Source organism: Soonwooa buanensis (assembly GCF_900167905.1).
Taxonomy (GTDB): domain Bacteria; phylum Bacteroidota; class Bacteroidia; order Flavobacteriales; family Weeksellaceae; genus Soonwooa; species Soonwooa buanensis.
This window is the reverse complement of sequence record NZ_FUYZ01000011.1, coordinates 86528-112767: the sequence shown is the minus strand read 5'-3', so window position 1 is coordinate 112767 and position 26240 is coordinate 86528. Positions and strand designations below refer to the sequence as shown.

At 34.1% G+C, this 26240-nt stretch carries 23 protein-coding genes and 3 tRNA genes; 16 read left to right on the top strand and 10 right to left on the bottom strand.

The genetic code is table 11. The annotated features are described in order from the left end of the window. Positions 1-122 precede the first annotated feature (122 nt). A complete protein-coding gene (locus B5X62_RS13475; RefSeq protein ID WP_144038396.1) occupies positions 123-755 on the top strand; it encodes a hypothetical protein in 633 nt (210 codons plus the stop codon). Here B5X62_RS13475 and B5X62_RS13470 read toward each other — a convergent pair. Then, positions 752-3235: a hypothetical protein gene (locus tag B5X62_RS13470; RefSeq protein WP_079667962.1), complete on the bottom strand. Its 2484-nt coding sequence runs from the start codon at positions 3233-3235 to the stop codon at positions 752-754. The genes B5X62_RS13475 and B5X62_RS13470 overlap by 4 nt on opposite strands. 24 nt (positions 3236-3259) lie before the next feature. Next, a complete protein-coding gene (locus B5X62_RS13465; protein ID WP_079667961.1) occupies positions 3260-3694 on the bottom strand; it encodes a type I restriction enzyme HsdR N-terminal domain-containing protein in 435 nt (144 codons plus the stop codon). A gap of 8 nt (positions 3695-3702) precedes the next feature. Here B5X62_RS13465 and holA point away from each other — a divergent pair, with 8 nt between their 5' ends. The 5 genes from holA (at position 3703) to B5X62_RS13440 (ending at position 6967) form a co-directional block, all read left to right on the top strand. Further along, positions 3703-4737, top strand: coding sequence for a DNA polymerase III subunit delta (gene holA, locus B5X62_RS13460; RefSeq protein WP_079667960.1), 1035 nt, complete (start codon positions 3703-3705; stop codon positions 4735-4737). A gap of 192 nt (positions 4738-4929) precedes the next feature. Then, positions 4930-5898 carry a thioredoxin-disulfide reductase gene (gene trxB / locus B5X62_RS13455; protein WP_079667959.1) on the top strand — a complete coding sequence of 323 codons (969 nt, stop codon included), beginning with the start codon at positions 4930-4932 and terminating at the stop codon, positions 5896-5898. Further along, the gene (gene crcB / locus B5X62_RS13450; protein WP_079667958.1) at positions 5898-6266 is read left to right on the top strand and encodes a fluoride efflux transporter CrcB; all 369 of its coding nucleotides are present in this window, start codon (positions 5898-5900) and stop codon (positions 6264-6266) included. The genes trxB and crcB overlap by 1 nt, the downstream gene beginning before the upstream one ends. Before the next feature lie 210 nt (positions 6267-6476). Continuing rightward, positions 6477-6561 (top strand) — tRNA-Ser (locus tag B5X62_RS13445). Between the two features lie 321 nt (positions 6562-6882). Further along, positions 6883-6967 (top strand) — tRNA-Ser (locus tag B5X62_RS13440). Positions 6968-7101: 134 nt separating this feature from the next. On the opposite strand, the gene B5X62_RS13435 is transcribed toward B5X62_RS13440, so the two are convergent. The 4 genes from B5X62_RS13435 to B5X62_RS13420 form a co-directional block, all read right to left on the bottom strand. Further along, the gene (locus B5X62_RS13435) at positions 7102-7617 is read right to left on the bottom strand and encodes a hypothetical protein (RefSeq protein ID WP_079667957.1); all 516 of its coding nucleotides are present in this window, start codon (positions 7615-7617) and stop codon (positions 7102-7104) included. A 173-nt stretch (positions 7618-7790) separates the two neighbouring features. Beyond that, complete coding sequence (locus B5X62_RS13430) at positions 7791-8297, bottom strand: hypothetical protein (RefSeq protein ID WP_079667956.1); 507 nt, start codon at positions 8295-8297, stop codon at positions 7791-7793. A gap of 91 nt (positions 8298-8388) precedes the next feature. Next, a complete protein-coding gene (pafA, locus tag B5X62_RS13425) occupies positions 8389-10026 on the bottom strand; it encodes an alkaline phosphatase PafA (protein ID WP_079667955.1) in 1638 nt (545 codons plus the stop codon). Positions 10027-10133: 107 nt separating this feature from the next. After that, entirely contained in the window at positions 10134-12266 is a 2133-nt protein-coding gene (locus B5X62_RS13420; protein ID WP_079667974.1) for an outer membrane beta-barrel family protein, read from the bottom strand. Between the two features lie 292 nt (positions 12267-12558). Between B5X62_RS13420 and B5X62_RS13415 the strand changes: the two genes are divergently transcribed. The 9 genes from B5X62_RS13415 to B5X62_RS13375 all read left to right on the top strand — a co-directional run bounded on the left by B5X62_RS13415 (position 12559) and on the right by B5X62_RS13375 (position 20108). Continuing rightward, positions 12559-14748 carry a polyribonucleotide nucleotidyltransferase gene (locus B5X62_RS13415; RefSeq protein WP_079667954.1) on the top strand — a complete coding sequence of 730 codons (2190 nt, stop codon included), beginning with the start codon at positions 12559-12561 and terminating at the stop codon, positions 14746-14748. A 154-nt stretch (positions 14749-14902) separates the two neighbouring features. Next, positions 14903-15307, top strand: coding sequence for a TerB family tellurite resistance protein (locus tag B5X62_RS13410; protein WP_079667953.1), 405 nt, complete (start codon positions 14903-14905; stop codon positions 15305-15307). A 4-nt stretch (positions 15308-15311) separates the two neighbouring features. Next, the gene (locus tag B5X62_RS13405; RefSeq protein ID WP_079667952.1) at positions 15312-16592 is read left to right on the top strand and encodes a hypothetical protein; all 1281 of its coding nucleotides are present in this window, start codon (positions 15312-15314) and stop codon (positions 16590-16592) included. A 2-nt stretch (positions 16593-16594) separates the two neighbouring features. Continuing rightward, positions 16595-17503: a hypothetical protein gene (locus tag B5X62_RS13400; protein WP_144038395.1), complete on the top strand. Its 909-nt coding sequence runs from the start codon at positions 16595-16597 to the stop codon at positions 17501-17503. 3 nt (positions 17504-17506) lie between these two features. Next, on the top strand, positions 17507-18127 hold the full coding sequence (locus tag B5X62_RS13395) for a hypothetical protein (protein WP_079667950.1): 621 nt from the start codon (positions 17507-17509) through the stop codon (positions 18125-18127). Continuing rightward, the gene (locus B5X62_RS13390) at positions 18127-18426 is read left to right on the top strand and encodes a DUF6804 family protein (protein ID WP_079667949.1); all 300 of its coding nucleotides are present in this window, start codon (positions 18127-18129) and stop codon (positions 18424-18426) included. The genes B5X62_RS13395 and B5X62_RS13390 overlap by 1 nt, the downstream gene beginning before the upstream one ends. 168 nt (positions 18427-18594) lie before the next feature. Beyond that, positions 18595-18978 carry a thermonuclease family protein gene (locus B5X62_RS13385; RefSeq protein ID WP_079667948.1) on the top strand — a complete coding sequence of 128 codons (384 nt, stop codon included), beginning with the start codon at positions 18595-18597 and terminating at the stop codon, positions 18976-18978. A 96-nt stretch (positions 18979-19074) separates the two neighbouring features. Next, positions 19075-19743 (top strand): ankyrin repeat domain-containing protein, encoded by a 669-nt coding sequence (locus B5X62_RS13380; RefSeq protein ID WP_079667947.1) that lies wholly within the window; start codon positions 19075-19077, stop codon positions 19741-19743. 20 nt (positions 19744-19763) lie between these two features. Further along, the gene (locus tag B5X62_RS13375; protein ID WP_079667946.1) at positions 19764-20108 is read left to right on the top strand and encodes a TfoX/Sxy family protein; all 345 of its coding nucleotides are present in this window, start codon (positions 19764-19766) and stop codon (positions 20106-20108) included. A gap of 52 nt (positions 20109-20160) precedes the next feature. Here the strand turns inward: B5X62_RS13375 and B5X62_RS13370 are convergent, their stop codons facing one another. The 3 genes from B5X62_RS13370 to B5X62_RS13365 form a co-directional block, all read right to left on the bottom strand. Next, positions 20161-21546 carry a TROVE domain-containing protein gene (locus B5X62_RS13370; RefSeq protein ID WP_079667945.1) on the bottom strand — a complete coding sequence of 462 codons (1386 nt, stop codon included), beginning with the start codon at positions 21544-21546 and terminating at the stop codon, positions 20161-20163. 102 nt (positions 21547-21648) lie between these two features. Then, positions 21649-21778: transfer RNA gene (locus tag B5X62_RS15535), tRNA-OTHER, on the bottom strand. 125 nt (positions 21779-21903) lie between these two features. After that, the gene (locus B5X62_RS13365) at positions 21904-22677 is read right to left on the bottom strand and encodes a glucose 1-dehydrogenase (RefSeq protein WP_079667944.1); all 774 of its coding nucleotides are present in this window, start codon (positions 22675-22677) and stop codon (positions 21904-21906) included. 436 nt (positions 22678-23113) lie between these two features. On the opposite strand from B5X62_RS13365, the gene B5X62_RS13360 reads away from it, so the two are divergent. After that, complete coding sequence (locus B5X62_RS13360) at positions 23114-24337, top strand: S-adenosylmethionine:tRNA ribosyltransferase-isomerase (RefSeq protein ID WP_221405232.1); 1224 nt, start codon at positions 23114-23116, stop codon at positions 24335-24337. Positions 24338-24420: 83 nt separating this feature from the next. Here the strand turns inward: B5X62_RS13360 and B5X62_RS13355 are convergent, their stop codons facing one another. After that, complete coding sequence (locus B5X62_RS13355; protein ID WP_079667942.1) at positions 24421-26190, bottom strand: aminopeptidase P family protein; 1770 nt, start codon at positions 26188-26190, stop codon at positions 24421-24423. Positions 26191-26240 lie beyond the last annotated feature (50 nt).

Below are 26240 nucleotides of genomic sequence, written 5' to 3'. Positions count from 1 at the left end.
ATTTTCAACTTATAGAAAGCAAAAATAAATAAAAGATCATAGGTTTATCTTTTATTTTTGTAAGTATTACAATTGGCTGCTATATGCTTTTCACAGGTACAAACTATTTGAATTCGAGTATAATGATTATTGTATTGACGATTACTGTTGCAGTTTTTGTTGGTGTATTATTCGTTATAATTTCTCGTAATAACAAATCTAATCTTTCACGTTACAATTACAGAAATCAATCGGTTGTTGAAATTAAAATTCAACCTGTGCGCATCATTTTATTTGGTTCTGTCTTGGTTTTCATCGGTTGTTTTTTCAGTTTTTTATTTGTTGATTCAGTGACAAGTATGTTAGAAAACCACACTTTTTTTGATGACATTACTTTTCTAATTTTAAGTTTAATAATCACTGCAACATCACTTTATGGGCTTTATCTTGGTGTAAAACTCTTGTTACGAGCTAACAAAATCATCCAAGTTCGGTTTGATAATCAAGTTTTGTCTTATATGCCTGTTAACTATGATTTGACAGGAAAAGCTAGTGGTTGGGAAGTTTTGCGAATGTATTTCGAAGAACCTAGTAAGCAATTGAAGTTTAGTGATATTCGGACTTTAAAACTTGAGAAACCCAAATGGCGTAAGCATGTCATCCGAATATTTTTAAAAAATGGATCCAATTTTTCTTTACCTTTTCTGTATTACGATGAAAGTCAATTGGATGAACTTTACACGGCTTTAGTCTTTCGAGTGGGTAAAGTTTCTTAGATTTTCTCCGAGATTAAAGTTTTCTTTAATCCTTCCATAATACCTTTCCACAGCATGTTGAAGAACGAACGATCGGCATCTCTTTCTTTTTCGATTTGTACATTTTTGCCGCCATCTTTTGCATCGCTTTTCACTAAAACATTAACAGCTTTGCTCAAGAATTTGCGTTTTTCTCCTTTTTTGTTGAGGAAGTTAACTTTAATATTGTGATGATTTAGGAAGAAATCACCTTTAATGACATTTTTATTTCCGAAATAATCGAATTTCAAATAATTGATCTCACCGTCCAAAGTTAGGTTAAGATAAGGTCTAACAAAAAGATTGACCTCGTTGGCAGAAAGACCTTCAATTTTTCCATTGATCTTAAAATTGTCCATTTTATTTAACACATCAAAAGTCCAATTAACCTTCGTAGGAGCTGTCCCAAAAAACTTAAAACCTGCATTAACAGCCACCACGCTGGATGTTCCTTTTACTTTTCCGTTCCCGACATTTTTGATCGTTGCATTAAAAGCATCCATAAATAATTTGCCAGGTTTGTTGTTGTTAACCGCATCTTCTTCGTAAGAAACATAAGAGTTGCGAAGTTCAACAGTGTTAACAAACAAAGGAATCTTTATATTTCTCAGTTTTTCATTAAACATTGTTCTGGCACTTTTGTCTTCGGGTGGCGCTAGATCATGAAAAATGCTACATTTAACACCATCTAATACAACTTTATTTAAAAGAATTTGGTCATGATTTTCGAATAATGACACGCGATCAAAAATCTGAATACTATTCGCAGTAACATCGTATAAATCTTCTTGTTTCGAAATAACCCGAGAAAACTCTTTGCGATTATATTTCGATTTAAATGCTAAATTTTTGATGTTACTAATTTTATCATTATTTTCAAAGTTTTTAATGCGCAAAGTATAGTATTTATCAGCATCGACAAAGATTTCTCCTGTTTTAATATCATGATTAGCAATCGTAAATGCTGTCTTGGATTTTAAAGTCGTTTCATTGATTTTAAAATTGTTGAAAACCGCATTAATACTAGCAACTGAAGCTTTTTGTTGTCCTGTATTTGTTAGTTGTTTAAAGTTGGTATTATTCAGTTTTATAGCGCCAATATTTAAATTTAAATCCGAATTCTTATTTTCTGATTTTTTTGCAGATTTATTGGTTTTAGAAATCATCGCGATTTTTGCATCATCAACCGTAATTGAATTGAGATTTAAATTAATTTTTTGACCATCAAATTTTGGTTTAATATTCTGAATATTGACTTTTTTAATAAAACCTGACCAAAGATTTTGATTTGGGTTTGCACCTAGTTTCGCTAGCTGAATACTGTCTATCGCAAGGTTAGCATCTTTTGTGAAAATATGGCCAACACGCACTTCTTGGTTATTGTTTGCACGGAAATAAACTTTAGAAATATCAACATTATGCTGATCAAATTTGAAAGGAATTTTTTCTTTAACCGTGTTTTTATCAAATACAATTTTTGTAATATTAATATTGAATTTGTCAGCAGAAGCGCTCTTCGTTTTATCCGATTTTTGCACCAATAATTTCCCGTTTTTGAGATTGATATCCTTTAACGCAATTTTGAGATTCAGTTCTTTAGGATTGTCCTTTACGATCTTTTTGTTGGTTGAAGTTATCGTCAAATTTGGCTCGTCAATTAAAGTGCTTTCCGCAATTAGCGAATCACGGTTAATGTTGAGATTAGACGCCGTAAAATTTTTAGCTTTAAAATCGAAAACACTTTTCGCATTATATTCCGATGGCGATTGTGTCGGGTTAAGATGCAGATTTTGGATGGCTATTTCTTTATCAACCGTATTAACTTTATCCGCCAGAATTTGATAATAATCGTTAACCGTAACAACAAGATTTTCTGCATGAATGCTCAATTTTTTAAAACCAATCGGCAGACGCGTATTGTCATCATTATTGAGATCAATATCTTGAAGATCAACATTGATTTTGTTACCATTAAAAACCGATTTACCTTCATGATTGACAGCTTTTAGCTCACCATTTTCGATCAGTAATTCGCTGAGGAAAATGTCTGGTTTTTTGTTATTTTTTGCGGCATCTTTTTTCTTTTTTGCAAACCGAATATCCAAGTTTGGGTTTTTAATTTTAACAAGTTTCGCTTTGTAAGTTTTAGAAAACAGCGCTTTGAAAACGCCAAAATCAGCAACCTCTAATTCGCCAATAGTTCCAGATAATTGTGTAACAGCCGTATCTTTAGGATTTTTAGTTTTTATTTTAACATCGTTGATATGAAGATTTCCCGAGATTAAATCAAAATTAAATTGAGCCATATCCACATGATAAGGTGTTTTTTCGTTGACTAAATCAGGGAGCTTACTTTTTAGATAAATGTTGAGCAGAAAAGGAAAAGTTACCAAAAGTAACAATAGAACAGAAATACTTGTCAAAATTATTTTCTTTCTTTTTGATGTCTTTTTAGTTTCCATCTGCTGCGTTTTTGTTAAAGATAATTAAAATTCAAAAGCTTCAAATCGATATTGCCCATCCAGATATTTTGCAAAAATGTGATGTAAGCCGTTGGACAAGATAATTTCTGGCGCTTGGATAACAGAATTGTACCGTGCAATTTGTTCGAATTGCTTTTCGGTCAAGTTGATATTTGGCGCTTTCAATTCCACTAAAATTTGGGCTTTTGTACGATGCGTAACCAGCATATCTAGACGCTTGGTTGTAGAATTGAGTTCCAATTTTTGTTCCAAAATAAGAGATGACGCATTTTTCTTCTTAATTTTCAGAAAATAAGCAACCCAATGTTGTCGCACCCATTCTTCTGGCGTCAACACCAACCACATCTTGCGCACCGAATCATAAATAAAAAATGTATCTTTGTCTTGCTTGATTTTCAAGTCAAATTCGGTATTGAAGTTTAGTTTAGGTAGTTGCATAAAGTCTGATGAAAGATATAGAAATTGTCCTCAAAAGTATTAAAAATAAAGAGTTTTTACCAATATATTTCTTACATGGCGAAGAGCCTTATTATATTGATGTAGCGACCAAACATTTCGAAAACGATGTTTTGGAAGAAGACGAAAAAGCTTTTAACCAAACCGTTGTATACGGAAAAGACACCAATTATGGCGAGATTTTGTCCTTGGCGAGACAATATCCGATGATGGGCGACAAGCAGTTAATCATTGTTAAAGAAGCACAAGATCTCAAATTAGAAGAGTCAGAATCCGACGCTTTTTTGGCTTATCTCAATGCACCAGTTGAATCGACAATTCTCGTTTTTGCCCACAAACACAAAAAACTGGACTCTCGCAAAAAAGTTAGTAAAGAACTGACAACCAAGAAATTTTTATTCTTAAGTGATAAAATAAAAGACTCACAATTAGCCACTTGGATACAATCTGAAATTGAAAAATTCGGTTACAAAGCTGCGCCTAATGTTAGTTTCCTTTTAGCGGAATATCTTGGTAGCGACCTTTCTCGTATTGCGAACGAACTTAACAAACTGAAACTAGTTTTAAAAGAAGGCGATGTTCTCGATAACAAAATTGTTGAAGAACATATCGGCATAAGCAAAGACTACAACATCTTCGAACTTCAAAAAGCTTTAGCAACAAAAAATAAAGAACGTGCTTTTAAAATTGCTTATTATATGGGCAAAAATAAAAAGTCAAACCCAATCCAAATGTCGATTGGCGCTTTGTATAAATTCTTCTCGGATTTGGTAATGTACCATACTTTAATTGGGCAATCGCCTTCGGTTATCGCAAAAGAAATTGGCGTAAATCCTTATGCTATTCAGAATTTTGCAGAGGCAGCTCGTTTTTATCCTTTAAAATTGGCGACCAGAATTATTTCTGTTATTCGCGAAATGGATTTAAAATCAAAAGGTCTTGGCGTACGTCAAATGGAAGATGATGAAATCTATGTCGAAATGACTTTTAAGATTTTAAACATCGACCAAATCAAAATAAATTAGTTTAATAACTTGATTTTAAAGGTTTTAAATTATTTAATACTATCAAAAACTGGTTTAAAACAAAAAAGCTTCATAAATAGATAAGATTATATAAACATCAAAATCGAAAAAATTAATTAGTCAAAATTAGCTTGAACTAAAATTAATTACGATTTTTGAAACTTTAATTTTAAAAAAAAAGAGAAAAAAGATATGGAAAACATTTTAGATTGTGTTATCGTTGGGTCAGGACCTGCAGGTTACACAGCGGCAATTTACGCTGCAAGAGCTAACCTAAAACCAGAATTATTCACAGGACTTGAGCCAGGCGGACAGTTGACAACGACGACAGAAGTCGAAAACTTCCCAGGTTATCCTGATGGCGTTACTGGTCCAGAAATGATGATGCAATTGCAAAAGCAAGCAGAAAGATTTGAAACCAAAGTACATTACGAAATGATTTCGAAAGTCGACTTTGCTAAAGAAAGAGGTGGCGTACACAAGATTTCTACTGGAAGTCGCGATATCTTAGCAAAAACGGTAATCATCTCAACTGGTGCTGCTGCTAAATATCTTGGGCTTGATGATGAGAAAAAATATGCTGGTGGCGGGGTTTCGGCTTGTGCAACTTGCGACGGATTTTTCTATAGAGGAAAAGACGTTATTGTAGTAGGCGCAGGAGATACGGCTGCGGAAGAAGCAACTTACTTGTCTAAAATCTGTAATAAAGTGACGATGTTGGTTCGTAAAGATCATTTCCGTGCGTCAAAAGTAATGGTGGATCGTGTGATGTCAACACCAAATATTGAAGTTAAATTCAATCATGAATTAATTGCTATCGAAGGTGAAAACTCAATGGTAGAAAGAGCTGTAGCAATTAATAACCAAACGCAAGAACAATCAAAAATTGAAGTTCATGGTATTTTTATCGCGATTGGACACAAACCAAATACGGATGTTTTTAAAGGACAAATTAATTTGGATGAGCATGGTTACATCATCACAGAAGGTAAATCTTCTGTAACCAATTTGCCAGGCGTTTTTGCTGCAGGCGATGTACAAGATTCGCATTACAGACAAGCAATTACAGCGGCTGGTAGCGGTTGTATGGCGGCAATGGATGCAGAAAAATACATCGGCGAACTAAGTGGCGAAAATCATACTTGGGTAGAACAAGACTAATGTTAAAAAACTTAGTTTTAATATTCATAGGAGGTGGGATAGGCAGTATTTTGCGTTATCTCATCTCTTTTTTTTCTTTGAAGTTTTTCAAAACTTCTGGCTTTCCCATTGCAACTTTAGTCATTAATTTGGTTGGTTGCTTTTTGATAGGCTTATTTTCAGCTTATTTTATTAAACAAGATTCAGGACTAAAATTCTTGTTTATCACTGGGTTTTGTGGTGGTTTTACAACCTTTTCAACCTTTTCTGCGGAGAATGTCACGCTTTATCAAAACGGAAACTACATTTCCCTTATTTCTTATATTTTACTAAGTGTCATTTTAGGATTTTTTGCAGTATTAATGGGATTATCCATTGCGAAAAACTAATTTTGAAACTACAGAAAATTTATTTTTTTTAAATTATATTTTAAGCTTAAAATTTACAAAGCATTAATTTTCAATAAAGTATAACTAATTCCAAAATATTTTGTTAATCGTGGATTTTAATTTCATCAAAAAACTTAAAAAATAATTTGGTCAATATATAAAAGCTTTATATATTTGCACCACTCAAAACAACGATACCATAGCTGTTTTGGAGAGATGGCAGAGTGGTCGATTGCGGTAGTCTTGAAAACTATTGACTGTAACAGGTCCGGGGGTTCGAATCCCTCTCTCTCCGCTTACTAAAAGTCCCGAACGAAAGTTTGGGACTTTTTTTATGTCTTTTATTCAGATTTATAAATTGACAATAGTTTGTTTTCAATATAGTAATCAACATTTTATTTTGGACGCCATTTCCAGCTGTCACTAGTCGCTGCGTTGCGCCAAAGCTTTTGCCAAAACATGCAACGCGAGCTCCAACAGGCCGTTCCATCTGGGGCGCAACATTCGACTGCATTAATAATTTGAATACTTAATAAAAAACTTAAAAATAATTTGGTCAGTAAGTAAAAGCTTTATATATTTGCACCACTCAAAACAACGATACCATCGCTGTTTTGGAGAGATGGCAGAGTGGTCGATTGCGGTAGTCTTGAAAACTATTGACTGTAACAGGTCCGGGGGTTCGAATCCCTCTCTCTCCGCTTTATAACGCAAAAAACCTTGAACTGTCGTTCAAGGTTTTTTTATTTAATTCCTTTCGTTAATATTTCAATGTTTGGGGATTAATATAGTAACACTCTCCTACCCGATTTGATTTCAAAACAACAACTCAACATTATTTGTCAAAATACACTGCAATATTCCTTCTATAAACAACCAATATTGATCCGATTATAATATTAACAATCGACGTTATAAGTTCTTGTTTTGACCAAACATCTTTAAAATATGGATTTTGCAACACTGACGAATCACCAGAAAGTAAATACAAATTGGAAATCAACGAACCTAAACTAGTTATAATGAAATAAACTCCAACTGTAAAAAGTCCAAGATTCAGCAACTTCGCTGAGCTAAAATCTCCAATAACTATTTTATCATCATCAAAATTTTTATCTAACTTAAAAAAGTTAATGATGAAATCCGGCTTAGTCACTACAAATCTTAAGAAAAATAATAGAACAATAATTACCAAAACATTGATGATTACACTGTATAAGAAAGTATCCGCAGATGTAATACCAGAAGACAAGACATTTAGTATATTTTTAACAACATTAAAAAAAGTTTGGATACAAGCTGAAAATACAAAAAGTTTGATAACAATTCTAAAAAAGTCCTTCTTAGTCATTTTTTATTTTTGCGCTAAAATATGAAATTTAAAAACGAAAATTTACAAACATAGCCGTGGAGCCAATACGCTTATCTAGCCTATCGATAGCTTTCCCTTTTTTTAATTTGAATATATTACAAAAAAAAACCGAAGAACAATCTTCGGTTTCATTTATTTAAAAACTAAAAATATTATTTAGCTTTTGCGCTTTCTAAAGTTTTGTTATAAGCATCTTTAACATCACCTGCTGCTTTTTTAGTAGCATCTTTAGTGTCTTGTGCCGCTTTGTTAACATCAGCTTTAACATCTTGAGCTGCTGTTTTAAGATCAGCTTTAGCATCTTTTGCTGCTTCATTAGTTTTGTCAACAGCGTTGTTTACACCATCTTTAACATCTTGTGCTGCAGAGTTAACCGCTGCTTTTGTTTGATCCCAAGCTGTGTTAGCGTCTGCTAAAGCTTTTCTAGCAGTTTCTTCTGCTGCTTTATCACCTTTTTTGATAGCCGCATCTAGATCTGCTTGCGCTTTATCAACTTTAGCTTTAGCCTCAGTTTCGCTAAGTACAGTCGTTTCTTCAGTATGTACAACTGCTACTGTATCTGTACCACCATCTGTTGTTACTACAGTGCTATTTTCTTTTTTACATGACACAACTACAGTTAATAATACAGCTGATGCTGCGAATAAAATCTTTTTCATAGGTTTAAAATTTGATATTGTTTTTAAAGTTTAATTGTTATTTAACTGCAACTTATTAGAAAATATTGTACCAAACATAAAATTTTTAAAACTATTTTCCTAAAACTTCAACAATTGGTTGTCCAATGTTACCGCTGGGGTTTTCAATTTTTAAAAATTGAGCCAAAGTCGGTGCAATATCTGTCATATAATAAGGACGATTGCTTTCGCCGTTTTTCACTTTCCAACCCATAAACATTAACGGAATATGCGCATCGTAAGAATTCCAAACCGAGTGCGTTGTTCCTTTTTTTGCATAATAAGCCAAATAACCATCTTTGGTCACCATTTGGATATCGCCGCTTCGCTTCCAGTTATAACCATTAATAGTTCTTGTCTTGATTGGTTCTGGGATTGGCGACTCTCCTATCTCTGTCATGTCAACCGCATATAATATTTCTGGTAGCTTCTTCAAACTCGAAATAATGTATTTTTTGATGTCTTCAGAATCTAGATTTTTTTCAGAAATCAATTTATCATTGGTATAAACTTGATAATTATCTACCGCCAAAACTAAATTAGCAACACCAAATTTTTTCTCCAAATCTGCATTTAAAGATTTTTCTAAACCTTCTCCAAAGAAGCCAGTTGGCATTTTGTTCTCTTCAAGAAAACCAACAGAATGCGCGCCACCATGATCCGCAGACAAGAAAACTAAATAATTATCCTTCCCTACTTTTTTGTCCAACATTTTGAAAAAGTTTCCTAAATCCTTATCTAATCTTAAATAAGTATCTTCAACCTCGATAGAATTTGGTCCAAAAGCATGTCCAACATAATCTGTAGAGGCGATATTAATGGCTAAAAAATCGGTGATATCGTCTGCACCCAATTGATAACCGTCAACAGTTGCTTCAGCAAATTTTAATGTATAAGTATTTCCGAAAGGTGTCGTTCTCAAAACGCCTTTCTTTTTTTCGTAGTCTGTCGCTAAATTATTGTACGGAAAAACTGGTTTGGTCGCAGAGCCAAGAAGACTTTCCCAAGGTACATCATCTCTCGTACTTTCGGAGTATTGATTAATAGGCAACAAGGTATTCCAACCTTTAGAAACTAATTCGGATGCATAATTTTTAGAATTAAAATCCTTCACCCAACTTGGCAAATCTTGCATGTAATACGTACTTGTAATAAAATTACCAGTCGTCTCATCAAACCAAAAAGCACCAGTCGGATTATGTCCAGCTGGCAAAATAGATGCTCTATCTTTTAAAGAAACGCCAACAACTTTCGATTGAAAATTGGTTGCAATTCCCAATTGATCTGTAATTGTTGTGCTCCATAAATTTCTTGGAGAATGTGCTCCAATTTTGTCAGAAGTTGTACCAACACCTTTGTAATCAGCATCTGTTGTACAATAAACACTTTTCCCAGTTTCTTTATCGGTCCAATCGTTACCCGCAATACCATGAATTGACGGCACCGAACCCGTGTAGATACTTGTATGACCAATCGCAGTAACAGTCGGCAAATACGGAATCAGCACATTGTTAAAAGAATAACCTTGTTTCAACATTCTTTTGAAACCATCTTCACCAAATTTGTCGTGATAACGGTAAAGATAATCCCAACGCATTTGGTCAATTACCAGTCCTACAACCAATTTTGGACGCTCCAACTTTGTTTGAGCAGAAGATTGAAAAATTCCTAAAAATGCAATTGCAGCAGCAATTCCTACACGTTTTAACATATCATTTACTTTTAAGTGATACAAAGCTAAGTTAGATTTTTAAAACATGAAAATTAATTTATCTTAAATAAAAAAACCTTCCAAAATCATTGAAAGGTTTTCTATTATTATTTTCCGCCGCCTTGGTTTTTCTCAACATCGGTTTTGGTATTTTCTTTAACTTTTTGATTTCCGAAACGTTTGGTAATCGTTAACGAAGCGCCGTACCAATCGGAAGTATTTATGTTTCTAAATGTTCCCGCTTGACTGTAAGTCGTCCTGTCAAATACTGGTCGCAAAAAAATGTTATTTAATTGTAAACTCGTTTCTAAACCAATTTTATCAAAGATTTTGGTAACAGATAAATTATGGAATACGTTGGTTGTATTCCCAATCGAGTTCCCGTTATTGTTTCTGTAGACGCCAGCCCATCCAGAAATATTGATATTTTTATCAAACAAATTGGTGTAGGTGAAGTTAGCAGAACCAGAGAAATTGGTGATGTAATCTTTCGTATTAAGACTATTTCTGTGGTTGAAATCACTATTATCTTGGTAGTTGATACCAACTGTGACATTAACATTAAATTTATTTTTAAAGAAAGTTTGGTTAGTATTCAAGTTAACCGAATAACGCTCGGATTTTCCAAGAAAATTATTTGGAAATGATACCAACTTATTACCTTCTGGGATATAATCTGTCCAATAATCTTGATTCGTAAAACTGTAACCTAACGACAAGAAATACTTTTTGTAAACCCCGAATTTCATTGTAAAACGATGATTCGGATTCGGCACTAGATCCATATTTCCGCGATAGAAATTACCATCACTCGTTGGTAATTCAAAAGGATTAAACTCCGAATACCAAGGTCTCCAAATACTGTAATTATACGATGTTGACACATTAAAATTAGGACTTACCGTATATTTTATCAATGCATTTGGCATGAGTTTTCCGTAAGATTCATCCCTTTTGATGTCGTCATTTTCTTGATGCAACTTATAGGTCATATACTCGTAACGAAGCCCAAAACGTACATCCAATTTTTCAAAAAATTTCGTACTATAATTGACATAGACCGCATTGAGATTATCTTTGTAACTAAATCTGTTTCGCAAAATATCCGACGAATAACCGAAATAATCTATCGGCATATAATTGTTATTAAAATCGAATTTAACACCAGTTTCTAAAGTGTTATTTGTTGATCCTAAATTCTGTGTGTAATCTAATTTTACGTAATAATTTCGCATCTGCGTATCTTCAAAAACGCGCGTGTATTCTGGCGTTGCAAGATCAGATTGATTTCGCAAATAATGTCTATCGCCACGATCACCGTTGTAATTAAAACCTACATTGACATCAAAAATCCTGTTTTTTTCTTTATCATAATATTTATAAAACAAATTAGAATTCAGCACCAAATATTTCGCAGCTTCATTTTGATTAATTGAATACGTGTTAAAAGGATTTCCGTTTTTGAAAACACTTCCGACACTATTATTTTCGGAATCACTTTTATGCTGAAAATACTCGAAAATAACACCGATGTTATTTTTATCGTTTAATTCTAACTCCGAAGTCGAAGATACCGACGGCATTTTTCCATGATAGACAGATTGCATGTCGATTAATCTTTGTTCGTTATCTTGAAAAAGATTGTTCTCAGTTTTTAATGACGAAACATTAGTATTATCGTTATAACTACCTGTTATAGTTTGCGTAAAATTCTTTTTGTGATAGTTAAGATTAAGATTAGAATATTGACTATTCTTTGTATTTTGAGTATTAGTAAAAGCTACACTTCCTTTGATGCCTTCGTCTTCCCGCTTTTTAAGAACGATATTAATAACTTGTCCTGTCGTTTCGTATCTTGAAGACGGATTGGTGATCACCTCGATTTTCATCAAATTATCTGCAGGAAGTGATTTAAGATATTCTTTAAGTTCTTTTCCTGTAAAAACAGACTTTCTATCGTTGATATAGACTGTTACATTTTCACCTTCAGATTTTACAACATCATTGTTATCGATGCTCACCAAAGGCGTCATTCGAAGGACATCCCAAGTCGTATTACCTGCTAGAATAGAACTGTCCGCCACATTGAAAACCGTTCTGTCAACCTTAGTCTCAACAGTTGGTTTTTTCGCAACAATTGTTACAGCTTCTATGTTTTCTGATTTGATGGTATCTTGCTTTACTTGAGCTATGAAAAAGTTGGAACAAAGTAAAACAGCGCTGGTAATAATTAACCTCATGATTTGTTTTTTCAATAAGACAACCAGAACCACCAACTTGTTACACCGAAATTAAAAAACAGTACTAAAATATAGCTTAATGCTGAAAATCAAACTAATAAATTTATTTATGAACAAATTTTTGCAAGCAAATTCTATTTTTTAAAAGCTTAAACTCCATTAAATACCAAACACCAAATACTACAAAGTAAAACCAATCAACTTCCGCCCAAATTCCGTATCTTTGCCCACGAAAATTTAAAGAGTTTAAATAATTTAACGTACTCAATACGGAGTACAAAAGACATTTTTTATGAGTGCACCACAAGCAATCACTGAGCTGATTACTCTTGCAGACGGAAGAGAAATTACGCTTGAAACAGGAAAATTGGCGAAACAAGCCGATGGTTCTGTTGTTGTAAAATTGGGCGGAACAATGCTTCTTGCAACCGTTGTAGCCAATAAAGAAGCCAACCCTGGCGTTGACTTTTTGCCTTTAACAGTAGATTACAGAGAAAAATTCTACGCAGGTGGAAAAATCCCTGGAAACTTCTTCCGTAGAGAAGCAAGACCATCGGATCAAGAAATCTTGACGATGCGTTTGGTTGACAGAGTTTTGAGACCTTTATTCCCTGAAGATTTCCACGCAGAAGTTCAGGTAATGATTTCCCTAATTTCTTATGATGGACAAACAATTCCTGACGATTTAGCAGGTTTAGCGGCTTCTGCAGCGATCGCGATTACAGATATTCCTTTCAACGGACCAATGTCTGAAGTTAGAGTTGTAAAATTGGACGGAAAATTAGCAATCAACCCGAAATATGAAGATTTAGCAAACGCTGAATTGGATATTATGGTTGGAGCAACAAAGTCTTCTATCGTAATGGTAGAAGGAGAAATGAAAGAAATTTCTGAGCAAGAAATGTTGGAAGCTATCCAATTTGCGCACAAAGAAATCATCAATCAAATTGAAGCTCAAGAAAGATTGGCTGCAAAAGTAGCTGGTTCTTCTCCAAAAAGAGAATATTCTCACGAAACTCACGACGAAGAAATTCGTGAAAAAGTGTGGAAAGAAACTTACGATAAAGTTTATGAAGTTGCTAAAACGCCTTCTGCTAAAGAAGAAAGAGGTGAAAACTTCAAAGCAGTTCTTAACGATTTCTTGGCTCAATATACAGACGAAGAGGAATTGGCGAGAGTTACGCCTTTCGTAAAAGTTTATTACCACGATGTGGAAAAAGAAGCGATGCGTCAAATGATTTTGAACGAAAAAGTTCGTCTTGATGGTCGTGACCCACAAACGATTCGTCCAATCTGGTCAGAAATCGATTATTTGCCAGGAGCGCACGGTTCTGCAATTTTCACAAGAGGTGAAACTCAGTCTTTAACGGCGGTAACTTTAGGTTCGGTTAAAGATGCAAACATGGTAGACAGCGTTGTTACCAACCACGACGAAAAATTCTTCTTACATTATAATTTCCCACCATTCTCAACAGGTGAAGCTCGTCCATTAAGAGGAACTTCAAGAAGAGAAGTTGGTCACGGAAACTTGGCTCAAAGAGCTTTAGCAAACATGATTCCTGAAGAAAATCCTTACACAATCCGTGTGGTTTCTGATATTTTAGAATCTAATGGTTCATCATCAATGGCAACAGTTTGTGCTGGTACATTGGCTTTGATGGATGCTGGGGTTCAAATCAAAAAACCAGTTTCTGGTATTGCAATGGGATTGATTACTGATGAAAAATCAGGGAAATTCACAGTTCTTTCTGACATCTTAGGAGACGAAGATCACTTGGGTGATATGGACTTTAAAGTGACTGGAACTGCGGACGGAATCACAGCTTGTCAAATGGATATTAAAATCCAAGGTCTTTCTATGGACATCATGGAGCAGGCCTTAATGCAAGCAAAAGAAGGTAGATTACACATCTTAGGAAAAATTAAAGAAACAATCGCAGTTCCTAATGCAGACGTGAAACCTCACGCTCCGAAAATGGTGATGATGGAGATTCCTAAAGACTTCATTGGTGCGGTAATCGGACCTGGAGGAAAAATCATTCAGCAAATGCAAAAAGATACGGATACGGTTATCGCAATTGAAGAAATTGGCGAAATCGGTCGTATCGAAATTTCTGGTGTTGACAGAGAGAAAATCAACGCGGCTGTTGCGAAAATCAACGAAATCACTTTCGTTCCAGTTGTAGGTGAAGTTTACAAAGGAAAAGTGGTGAAAGTAATGGATTTCGGAGCTTTCGTAGCTATTGCAAAAGGAACAGAAGGTCTTCTTCATATTTCAGAAATCGAATGGAAGCGTTTGGATAAAGTTCCTTATGCTGAAGGCGACGAAGTTGAAGTGAAATTCATGGGTTACGATGATCGTAAGAAAATGAAACTTTCAAGAAAAGTTCTTCTTCCAAGACCTCCAAAGCCAGAACAAAAGCCAAGAACTGAAGGCGATGCTCCAAAACCAGAAGGAGACAAACCAGCAGAACAAGCTTAATCGAGCTTAACATAAATACAAAACCACCGAGATTTCGGTGGTTTTTTGGTTTAAAAAAGTTTCAAAAAAAAAGCTGAGTTTACGGAAAACCGTAAGGTAATTAAATATTGTGGAAGTAAATTTCGTGCTTGTAAACTTACAAAACAATATCTCTATGGAAAAACATCAATTAAAGCAACATTTTATAAACCTATATCTTATTGCACTGAGCGACGGTGTTTTTGATAAGGAAGAACTCGATGTAATTCTAAAAATCGCCTCGGAGAAAGGAATTACTGAAGAAGAATTTAAAAGTTTCATTACGAATCCAATAAATGTTGAAACACATGTTCCTGAAGATTTTTTATCGAAAATTAAATTATTGTACGACTTCACACGGGTAATTTTAGCTGACGGAAAAATTGATGACGATGAAAGAAAAATCTTTTTAAAACTTTGTAGTAGTTATAGTTTTAAAACAGATGAAAGCACAGAACTATTTGAATGGCTAGTTAGCTTGGCAGCGAAAAATCTTCCAACCGAAAGCATAGAAGATGAATTAGAATCTTTAATAAACTAAATCTATGACACTTACAAAACTAAAAGAATTAGTAAATACTAATTTAAGATCTAGCTCCAACAATTTCAACGATGCAACAGCAGAGATAAACAAACAGACCGAATTTAATATTGAACCGAGTAAAATTACTTATCAAGATTGGGGGTTTGAATCAGCAGGTAATCACAAAGGAAGGGAAATTCCATTTATAGGAATGCTAAATTTAGTAAGACAGCATTTTCGTAAACAGGCTTTAGAAAATGAAAATGAAACTAAAAAAGCAATTAATGATGCCCAAAATGAGCTTTCAAAGAGAGAAATGCAAATTTCCTCAAAAGAAAATGAAATTCTACAAATAAAGGATAACAAAATTTCTCTTTTTAAAGAGAAAATTGAGAACTTAAAAAAAGAGATTATCAGAATTAAAGAAAATCCTGAAGAATTACTCAAAGACAAATTGGGAAAAGTAGGGTTGATAATTGGTATTTTAATACTTTTTGCGTTAACCATTTACCTTTTTATTTTTTATAGTTCCGCAAGTTATTCTGCATTTTTCAAACAATTTACAATTGATACTAATTTAGGTACGGCAAGTTCAATATTTGATCCAAAAGCAATTGAAGTAGCTTTTCAGGAAGGTATTACTGAATTAATATTGATACTTACAATCCCATTTGTTTTCTTAGGATTAGGTTACTTGATTCATAAATTTCAAGAGAAGAAAAATTTTAAAAATTATTTCAAAATATTTGGACTCATCGTAGTCACATTTATTTTCGACTTCATACTTGCGTATGAGATTACAGAAAAAATCTATAACATCAAAAAAGAAGGTTCATTTCATGATATGCCAGATTATTCCGTTTCATTAGCGTTTCAATCTGTTAGTTTTTGGTTAATCATTTTTGCGGGTTTTGTGGTATATCTTATTTGGGGATTTGTATTTGATTTTGTAATGGAATCTTATGATAAACTAGATGTTGTAAAGCAAGCTATAAAAGCAAGAGAGACCGAAATAAAGTTATATGAAGATGATATTTTAAAAAATCAGAATACAATAGATTCAATTACAAAAGAAATTGATTCTTTAAAAATAGAATCCAAAAATTTTGAAAACATTATCAACGGAAATACCATAATTATTAATTGGGAAGGATATGAAAAAAGTATTTTTGAGTTTGTTTCTGGTTGGGGGCATTGGATGTCCGCCAATCTAATAGCTCAAAATCACATAGATTCAATTCATATCGTTGCTAAAGACTTTGTAAACAACGAAAAAATAAATACCGAACCTCAAATCGCTTAATAATGAAAAATATAATTACAGTTTTTAGTCTCCTTATATGTGCATTGCTTTTAATACAATGTGGCAAAAAAGAGGAAACAGCCACTCAAAAAAATGATGATAAAAATGTCAATAATACTGAAAAGCAATTGAATATCACCTTTCTTCTCGACCTTTCTGACCGTATCGAACCCACAAAATATCCCGAAGCACCTGAGCATTTTGAACGTGATCAAGCCATTGTTAAGGATTTTGTAGATTATTTTAAAAACGATATGGAAAAAAGAGGAGGCTATAAAGCAAAAGGAAAAATGAAAGTAATTTTTAGTCCGCAACCCAGCGATCAAAATATTAATAAAATCGCTTCAGAAATAAACATTGATTTGTCTAAAATGAAGCCACAAGAAAAAAAGAACGTCTTTACGACAATTGATCAAAAATTCTCTGGAAACCTTGCAGAGATTTATAAATTAACGCTATCTCAAAAAAATTATATTGGTTCAGACGTTTGGCGTTTTTTCAAAAACGATGTTATAGATTACGCAATTTCTGATAACCCTGATTATAGAAATATTCTGGTTATTATAACAGACGGATACTTATATCACAAAGATTCCAAATCAAATGATAAAAATAGAACCACCTATTTAACACCAGAGAGTATTACACAAAACGGGTTTAGAACAAATAACTGGAAACAGAAATTTGATGCTGGCGATTATGGTTTCATCACATCAACAAAAGATTTACAAAATTTGGAAATATTGGTTTTAGAGGTTAATCCAGAGAAAAACAGTCTAAAAGACGAAGATATTGTTAAAGCTTATTTATCCAAATGGTTTGACGAAATGGGAGTGAAAAAATATGAAATTTACAATTCGGATTTACCAGTCAATACAAAATCTAGAATTGAAAAATTCTTAAATAATTAAACCATGAAAACTCAAAAACTAATAATATCACTATCGGCACTCTCTCTATTTGTATCTTGTGCGAAGAGTGAAAGCACCAACACGTATTCAATTGCAGATTCCACAGCTATTGCGGCAACAGATTATTCAGCTATTAATTTAGCTAAAACTCCGCAAACACAAGAATTTGCAACTTACGAAGAACCCATAGTTGAAGAAAATCCCTATTTTAATAATTCTTTGCCAACAGGTGCGACACCATATTCAGAATACTATGGTAAAAATTCTAGCTGCAATAGCAATGGATGCTCACAAATTAAAGTGAAAACACCGAATAATTCAGATGTGTTGGTTACAATTAAGCAAAATGAGAAAGTAGTCCGACATGCATATATCCAAAAAGGAGATTCCTACACTTTTTCTTTTCCTAATGGGAATTATCAAGCATTTTTCTATTATGGAAAAGGTTGGGATCCTGAAAAAGAAATGAAAAATGGAGAAATTAAAGGTGGTTTTTTAGCCGATGAAAGTTTTGGTAAAGATGATGAACAATCACTTTATAATAATGTTTTAGAATATGAGCTTATTTTGCAACAAAATGGCAATTTTAGCACTAGACCAAGTAATCCAGATGAAGCATTATAATGGAAAAAATTATTAAAATTGTATTATCTATCCTTTTCATATTATGTTTAGCGAAAATGCCTTATGGATATTATGAATTGGTAAGATTTCTCGCTTTAACGGGATTTGCATTTCTAGCTTATGATGCGAAGAATAATAAGAACGAAACATTAATGATTGTTTATATTTTACTAGCAATATTGTTTCAGCCATTTTTTAAAATTGCTTTAGGTAGAACCATTTGGAATTTCGTAGATTTTATTGTTGCAGTATTTTTAGTGCTCACTTTATTTGGAAATCATAAAAACAAAAATGCCTAAAATAAAAATCCTTATTCCATTTTTTTTTTATTTTTCAGTTGCACACATCCTGAAAGCAAAGATTTTGGAAAACAAAAATTACAGCTTGAAAATGAAAAATTAATTTCATCTGAAGATGCAACTTATAAAGTAATAGGAGTAAAAGATGGTGATACTATCATTCTACTAATGGATGGAACAGAGCAAACTGTAAGATTGGAGCTTATCGATTGTCCCGAAAAAAAGCAAGCATTCGGGAGCAAGGTAAAACAATTTGCGTCTGATTTATGTTTCGGTACTAATGTTTCACTTATTTTTAACGGAAAGAAAAAATATGACGGAAAGAAAAAATATGACAGAAACAAAAGATTAATTGCCGAAGTGCTTCTTCCAAATGGAAAAATTTTGAATAAAGAATTGGTGAAAAATGGTTTGGGTTGGCATTTTAAAAAATACTCTAATGACGAAAATTATGCACAATTAGAAGTTGAAGCTCAAAACAATAAAATTGGAATTTGGAGTGAACCAAACCCAATTGCACCTTGGGATTGGAGAAAATCTAAAAAGAAATAAATATCCCAACAACTTAAAATACAAAACCACCTCAATTTGGGGTGGTTTTTTGGTTTTCCGTATCTTCGGAATAATTTAGTTTTTAAAACAGAGTCTATGAAAACCTTACTTTTCCTTCTCTCTTTCGCAAGTGTTAATGCTTGCTCATCAAATTTTAAAAATTCTCAAATAGAAAATGTTATGCAACAATCCGATATCGTTAATTTAGTTCAAAATAATAAAATTGAAGCCGTAAAATTTGCATTAGAAAAAGGTGCAAATGTCAATACCCAAAACAAAAACGGACAATCATTGTTGCTAATTGCGACGCTCAATCAACAAACCGAAATGGCGAAATTATTGGTTTCTCACAAAGCAGATGTCAATCTACAAGCCGAAAATTTAGATAGCGCTTTTCTATATGCAGGCGCGAGCGGACAAACCGAATTGGTGAAATTATTCCTCGAAAATGGTGCAAAATTCGATGTTTTTAATCGATACAACGGAACGGCTTTAATTCCAGCTTGTGAACGCGGTCATGTGGAAACCGTAAAGGTTTTGGCGACGACAAAAGGTTTTCCCATAAATCATGTGAATCGATTGGGTTGGACAGCATTAATGGAAGCGGTTGTTCTCGGAAATGGAAGCAAGAAATATCAAGAAATTATTCAGATTTTAAAAGACAATAAAGCAGATTTATCGATTCCTGATAAAGATGGAATTACCGCTCTACAACATGCGAAACAAAAGGGTTTCAAAGAGATTGTTGCCATTTTGGAATCGTAGACTACTTTAATGAAAATCCTATGCCATACAATATTGAGCTTGCAGATCGCGTTCGTGAATATCTAGCGAAAATCCCAAATCTAAACATTACAGAAAAGAAAATGTTTGGAGGTTTGGCTTTTCTGGTTGATGATAAAATGTGTGTCAATGTAAGTGGAGGAAATTTAATGCTGCGTTACAATCCGAATTTGGAGGACGAAGTTTCCGCTAAAGTTGGCTTTTTACCAATGATTATGAAGGGGAAAAAAATGGACGGATTTTGTTATGTTGAACCAGAAGGTTTTCGAAAAGTTGGCGACTTTGACTATTGGATGAAGATTAGTTTGGAATATAATAAAATAGCCAAGAAAGCAAAGAAGAAATAAAAAAATCCACCTCAAATTGAGATGGATTTCATTATAATACTAGAATTTATTATTAATCCAAACCCTTTTCCAACGCACGAATGTATTGAAAAACTTTATCACTCCAGCCGTTGATTTCCGCGGTCCAATGATTGGTTTTTATTCCATGGGTGTGCGACGAAATATCAATGATATACGACGATTGATACGGTTTTGTGTCAGGAATTTTTGCCGAACCATAATGTGCGTCGATATCTTGGCTATCAGAAATAACCACCAATCGATCCGCATCTTTTGCGTAACCTTCGTTTTTCAACCATTCGCAAAGTTGGTAGGTGAAAATTCCACCGCCGCCTAATTTCCCGAAAATATCATTGAAATGATCGAAAAGTCCAAGTCCATAACCGTTTTTCCAAACGAGATGTGCACCTTTACGTTCTGCATCGCTCCCTGCGGTGAAAACCAAGATTAAGTCTTCAAAAACATAAGTTCCTACGGCTGCCATCGCAAAAGCCAAATCCATTCTCGAAAATTTAGAATTAGAACTTGTAATTCCGCCCATACTTCCCGAAACATCAATAGCAAGAATGGTTGTTCCCGAGATTTTCTCCTGAGAAAAACAGTTTTTCATCGCTTTATCAATATCTGAAGTAAATTCTGGTGCATTTCTTTGCGCAGCCAAAAAGTTTAACGGCGTCAACCAGCCACTGTTCACTTGAGAAATCGCATTTTGAATATCTTTTCGAGAAAGATCAGCTTCAATCATATTTCTAAGATTTCGTAAAATAGCCAAAGAACCCAAACTTTTTTCAGAAATCATTCTTTCGAAGGTTTCTTTTTTGCCTGAACCTTGTGACAAAGCAACTTCCCACGTGTTTGCAGGTTTTAATTCATCATTAACTAAAGCTTTTAAAGCCGCTTCATTTTTTGCCGTCGGTTTTGGGTGAACCAAATTCACAACATCAACTAAAGATAAGTCTAAATTGCTTTTTTTATATTTTGAAATTTGATATTCATCATAGTTGTCAAACGCTTTAGCCAAGCCTTTTTTCACGGATTTCGACATTTTGTAAGAACCATTTCTCACCTTCAACATTTGCAAAAGATCCATGGTCATATCTGGTCGATTCGAAATTTTCGCAATCGCGTCTTTCACAGGCGTATCGTGAATTTCATTCGCTAAAATCAATAACCAAAGCGGTGTATGTCGCAATTTTTGCTCAAAACGACATTCCAAAGCCAATTCTACAATTTGCTCACCCGAAACTTTTGAACACAAATTTTCAATCTGCGTCATAATTTCGTCGGCAGGTTGATAGTAATTAGATTCAAATAAAAGATTGGCAAGCGTTACACGTCTTAATAACTCGTAATCTGTATATTTTCCAGCTTTTGCAGTGGTTTCGCCTGCAATTTTTCCTGTTCCGAAAATTGATTTTTTTAAGTTGAATTTTGACATTTTTTTCTTTTTTAAAATTAAAAATAAGAAGTGGTTAAATCTGAATATGGTGTTTTTTCCATTGAACGAAGTAACCAGTATCCTCACACCGCTTCCATTTTGGGAGATTGGCTGGGCTCGAACCAGCGACACACGGATTAATAATCGAAGTAACTTTACTATCACACCTCTTTGAGAAGGTTCAAACTTAATAAAGTGTTTTACGTTGCTCTACCAACTGAGCTACAATCTCCTTGTTTGATGATGCAAAGTAATTGCCTTAGTGCGCAATATATTTGCGTAGTAAATATTAATTTTAAATTTATTGAAAAAACTTTCAATTTCTCGAAAATCGTCAAAGTCTATTTTAAAATTGAATTAATCTAAAGTTTGAACGCCGCCGCCATTTACGAAAATCGTTTGCCCGCTCACCCAACTAGAAATAGGCGCTGCAAAATAAAGAACCGCGCCAGCAATATCTTCTGGCTCGCCGAGACGCTCTAAAGGGGTATGGGCTAACATTTTCTTTTCAATTTCTGGCGTAAGAACGGTAGATAAAGCATGCGTTTTTATCGCTCCAGGTCCAACGGCGTTAATTCTAATTTCTGGTCCAAAATCGAAAGCCAAATTAGCCGTCATGTGATTAATAGCGGCTTTGGAAGAGGCATAAGCGCTAATTGCAGGACTTTTATTGATACTCGCCATGGAAGTGATGTTTACGATGCTACCATATTGCGCTTTTTTCATATGCGGCGCCACCAATTGACACAAACGCCACATGGAAAAGACATTCATTTCAAACACTTTTTTGAAGTGAGACACATCAATGTCAAACGGACTTTCTTTACCAGCGCCACCGCCGCCAACATTATTTACGAGAATGTTGATGTTTCCGTACTTTTCTAAGGTTTTATCAACCAAATTCACCAAAGCTTCATCTTTCGTCACATCACAATTTAATGCAATTGAGTTACCTCCGTTATTATTGATTTCTGTTGAAACCGCTTCTGCATCTTCAGTTTTGTAATCCGAAACAACGACATTAGCACCAAAAGCTGCTAAAATAATCGCACTTGCTTTTCCAATGCCGTTTCCACCACCAGTGATAATGGCTGTTTTGCCACGAAGATCAAATAATTTTTTAGTGTCCATATTTTTAAAATTTGAAAAGATAGCGACATAAACTATGCCACCGAAGACTTATCAATCCTTAAATTTCAGTTAAATAAAATAGCAAAAATCGACCTAAATTAATAAGTCGATTTGGATAATTTGGAAAGCATTCTTATTTATAAGTACAAAAGTTACTTTATTAATTATAATTTCATACTACTAATTTGAAAATATAATAGGTAGCACCTTGTGTTTCGCTTATTGTTTTGTTGAATGTAATAACTATCAGATTTTTTATTAGCTAAAAAATACATCTACTATCTTATGTAATTCTTTTAAGAAAGATTTAAAATTTAAAAATTTTGATCAAATCATGAACAATTTTAGGCTCGTATCATTTGTAATATCACTACATATTTTCTGTTAATTTAATCAACTTTTTATATGGGAATTATAAAACTTTTCAGAAATTTGCATGATGCATCCACGAGAACTGAAAATCGAAAATTTTACTTACGATTTACCCAACGAAAATATCGCTTACAATCCTGCAAACCCTAGAGATTCATCCAAGCTTTTAGTTTACAAAAAAAACGACATCTCAACAGATATTTATCAACATATCTCGGACTATTTACCAAGTGATGCAGTTTTGGTTTTTAACGATACCAAAGTTATCAAGTCTCGATTGTTTTTCACGAACGAAACTGGCGCAACCATCGAGGTTTTTTGCCTAGAACCCTATGGCGAAAACATCAATTACGAAGATTATTTTCAGAAACAAGGAAGCGTGCTTTGGACTTGCCTTATCGGGAAAGTTGCAAAATGGAGAACACCAAAGCTTTCTAAAATTTTAGAAATTGATAATCAAAATGTAGAATTAACTGCCGAAATTATCGAAAAACTTCCCGATTCTTATGTGGTAAAATTATCGTGGTCTCCTGAAGAAATTCCGTTTGCTGATGTGGTTAATGCTGCAGGTGTTACGCCACTTCCACCCTATATCAAACGAGTTGCGGACAAAACCGATGAAGAAACTTATCAAACAGTTTACTCCGAACATGATGGATCAGTTGCCGCACCAACAGCTGGCTTACATTTCACTAAAAGGATTTTGGATGATCTTCATAGTAAAGGCATCGAAACACTTTTCACAACTTTACATGTCGGCGCAGGAACCTTCAAACCCGTGAAATCTGAAACAATGGACGAACACATCATGCATTCTGAATGTATGAATATCACTGTCGATTTTTTAGAACATCTTTTAGAAAATATTAATCGTCCCATTATTCCTGTTGGGACAACATCCATGCGAACTGTCGAAAGTATTTTTTGGATGGGAAATAAAGTGACAAACAATCCCAACATTCTCTTTGAAAACCTAAAAGTTACGCAATGGGAACCTTACGAAACCGAAATTATTAATTCTGCTGAGGTTGCTATTTCAGCATTAATTAATTGGATTAAAAAACATGAGCAAAGCCACATTTCTGTCGAGACAGAAATCATTATTGCACCAAGCTATACTTTCCGAATTGCAAAAGGTCTTATCACCAATTTTCATCAACCGCAATCTACGTTGTTACTGCTAGTTTCGGCATTAATTGGGGAGAAATGGCATGAGCTTTATGATTATGCGTTGAAGAATGATTTTAGATTTTTAAGTTACGGTGACGGTAGTCTATTGTTGCCATAATTTATTTGAAAACCGAAACTTATTTAATCCCATAAAAAAATCCTCGCAAGCTAACTTACGAGGATTTTTATTTAATAATATTTTTAAAGAGGACTCACCAAATCTAAGAACCAAGCTTTAATATCACCATCCAAATGCGGACCGATTTTTTCTTCACATTGTTTGTGATAAGCATTTAACCAATCGATTTCATCCTGCGAAAGCATATCTTTCACAATAATATCTTTAAAGAATGGGCAGAAAGTCAAAGTTTCAAAATCATAGAAAGTTCCGAAATCTGTCGCTTCAACTTCTTTAACAACAACAAGATTTTCGTGACGAATTCCGTATTTGTTTTCCAAATAGAAACCAGGCTCGTTAGAAACCACCATTCCTGGAAGCAATTCTTGCGGATTTAGATCTTTACGAATATTTTGAGGACCTTCGTGTACATTCATAAAACTACCAACACCGTGTCCAGTGCCGTGCGCATAATCTTTGCCGGCCATCCACAACGGAAGTCTCGCAATAGCATCCAATTGTACACCACGAGTACCTTTCGGGAATTTAACCATCGATAATCGGATCATGCCTTGTAACACCAAAGTCGAATCTATTTTGAACTCTTCCGACACTTCGCCAATCGCCAAAGTTCTTGTAATATCGGTTGTTCCTTCCAGATATTGACCTCCCGAATCCACCAAGATAATTCCTTTATTAGTAACGTCAAAACTTCCCTCTTTTTTCGCAGAATAATGTGGTAAAGCGGCGTTGCCTTCGTATCCGACGATACTTCCAAAACTTTCGCCGACAAAATTATCAAGACTCGCACGGAATTCTCTTAGTTTAAGTCCAATCGAATATTCTGTCATCGGTTCTTTACCAACATTGTGTGTCAACCAATATAGGAATTTCACCATCCCAACACCATCGCGTTCCATCACCGTTCTGAAACCCGCCAACTCAGCTTCGTTCTTTTGCGCTTTCATAAGATTACCCGGAACCGCAGCTTTTAATAAGCTATTATCGCTAACCAAAGTATGAATAATGGCTTGATTCGTATTTGGAGAAACCAAAACTTTTTGATTTTTTATCGATTTTAAAAATGAATAAAAATCTGCATAAGGCATCATTTTAACATTAGATGCATCCATTAGATTTTTGGCTTCATTATTAAGTTTATCTAGATCTACAAACAAAATTGCTTCATCAAGAGATAAATAAATGTAACCTAAAAATACGGGGTTAGATTGCACGTCGCTTCCTCGTAGATTAAGCGTCCATGCGACATCGTCCAAGCTAGAAATGATATGAGCAGTAGCTCCCATTTCGTCCATTTTTTGACGAATATCCGAAAGCTTGTCGGTCACAGATTTGCCAGCACGTTCCACTGGATGTACAAAAACTTCATTTTTAGAAGGCGTTCCCCTATCTGTCCAGATACTATTTAATAAAGCTAAATCTACTAAACTAATATCGGCTTTCTTTAATTGATTTTCGACCAATTCCCAGTTAGCATTAGACGTTGCAATTGCGTTAACGGCTACTTTTCCAGCTTTTGGAATTTCAGAAATAATCCAATCTACAAATTGCGGCGTACCTTCTACACCTTCCTTCATCAAATCGATTGTTGAATCTTTTAGTTCTGCATTAGCTTGTACGAAATATCGTCCATCTGTCCAAACGCCCGCTTTGTCTTTAGTAACGACTGCAAAGCCCGCCGAACCAGTAAAGCCAGTTAACCAGCTTCTCTCCTTCCATTCGTTAGGAAGATATTCGCTCATGTGAGGATCTGCGGAAAAAATAATGTACGCATCAATATTTTGCGCTTGCATTGCTTCGCGAAGCTTTGCTAATTTATCTTGTGTTGTCATAATAAGTTTTGAAAATTTCAAGAGATAAAATTAGTCAATATAAAGGACTA

Coding starts and splice junctions, on each gene's coding strand:
- B5X62_RS13475 (WP_144038396.1), top strand. CDS start 123: ATGATTATTGTATTGACGATTACTGTTGCAGTTTTTGTTGGTGTATTA.
- B5X62_RS13470 (WP_079667962.1), bottom strand. CDS start 3,235: ATGGAAACTAAAAAGACATCAAAAAGAAAGAAAATAATTTTGACAAGT.
- B5X62_RS13465 (WP_079667961.1), bottom strand. CDS start 3,694: ATGCAACTACCTAAACTAAACTTCAATACCGAATTTGACTTGAAAATC.
- holA (WP_079667960.1), top strand. CDS start 3,703: ATGAAAGATATAGAAATTGTCCTCAAAAGTATTAAAAATAAAGAGTTT.
- trxB (WP_079667959.1), top strand. CDS start 4,930: ATGGAAAACATTTTAGATTGTGTTATCGTTGGGTCAGGACCTGCAGGT.
- crcB (WP_079667958.1), top strand. CDS start 5,898: ATGTTAAAAAACTTAGTTTTAATATTCATAGGAGGTGGGATAGGCAGT.
- B5X62_RS13435 (WP_079667957.1), bottom strand. CDS start 7,617: ATGACTAAGAAGGACTTTTTTAGAATTGTTATCAAACTTTTTGTATTT.
- B5X62_RS13430 (WP_079667956.1), bottom strand. CDS start 8,297: ATGAAAAAGATTTTATTCGCAGCATCAGCTGTATTATTAACTGTAGTT.
- pafA (WP_079667955.1), bottom strand. CDS start 10,026: ATGTTAAAACGTGTAGGAATTGCTGCTGCAATTGCATTTTTAGGAATT.
- B5X62_RS13420 (WP_079667974.1), bottom strand. CDS start 12,266: ATGAGGTTAATTATTACCAGCGCTGTTTTACTTTGTTCCAACTTTTTC.
- B5X62_RS13415 (WP_079667954.1), top strand. CDS start 12,559: ATGAGTGCACCACAAGCAATCACTGAGCTGATTACTCTTGCAGACGGA.
- B5X62_RS13410 (WP_079667953.1), top strand. CDS start 14,903: ATGGAAAAACATCAATTAAAGCAACATTTTATAAACCTATATCTTATT.
- B5X62_RS13405 (WP_079667952.1), top strand. CDS start 15,312: ATGACACTTACAAAACTAAAAGAATTAGTAAATACTAATTTAAGATCT.
- B5X62_RS13400 (WP_144038395.1), top strand. CDS start 16,595: ATGAAAAATATAATTACAGTTTTTAGTCTCCTTATATGTGCATTGCTT.
- B5X62_RS13395 (WP_079667950.1), top strand. CDS start 17,507: ATGAAAACTCAAAAACTAATAATATCACTATCGGCACTCTCTCTATTT.
- B5X62_RS13390 (WP_079667949.1), top strand. CDS start 18,127: ATGGAAAAAATTATTAAAATTGTATTATCTATCCTTTTCATATTATGT.
- B5X62_RS13385 (WP_079667948.1), top strand. CDS start 18,595: ATGGATGGAACAGAGCAAACTGTAAGATTGGAGCTTATCGATTGTCCC.
- B5X62_RS13380 (WP_079667947.1), top strand. CDS start 19,075: ATGAAAACCTTACTTTTCCTTCTCTCTTTCGCAAGTGTTAATGCTTGC.
- B5X62_RS13375 (WP_079667946.1), top strand. CDS start 19,764: ATGCCATACAATATTGAGCTTGCAGATCGCGTTCGTGAATATCTAGCG.
- B5X62_RS13370 (WP_079667945.1), bottom strand. CDS start 21,546: ATGTCAAAATTCAACTTAAAAAAATCAATTTTCGGAACAGGAAAAATT.
- B5X62_RS13365 (WP_079667944.1), bottom strand. CDS start 22,677: ATGGACACTAAAAAATTATTTGATCTTCGTGGCAAAACAGCCATTATC.
- B5X62_RS13360 (WP_221405232.1), top strand. CDS start 23,114: ATGATGCATCCACGAGAACTGAAAATCGAAAATTTTACTTACGATTTA.
- B5X62_RS13355 (WP_079667942.1), bottom strand. CDS start 26,190: ATGACAACACAAGATAAATTAGCAAAGCTTCGCGAAGCAATGCAAGCG.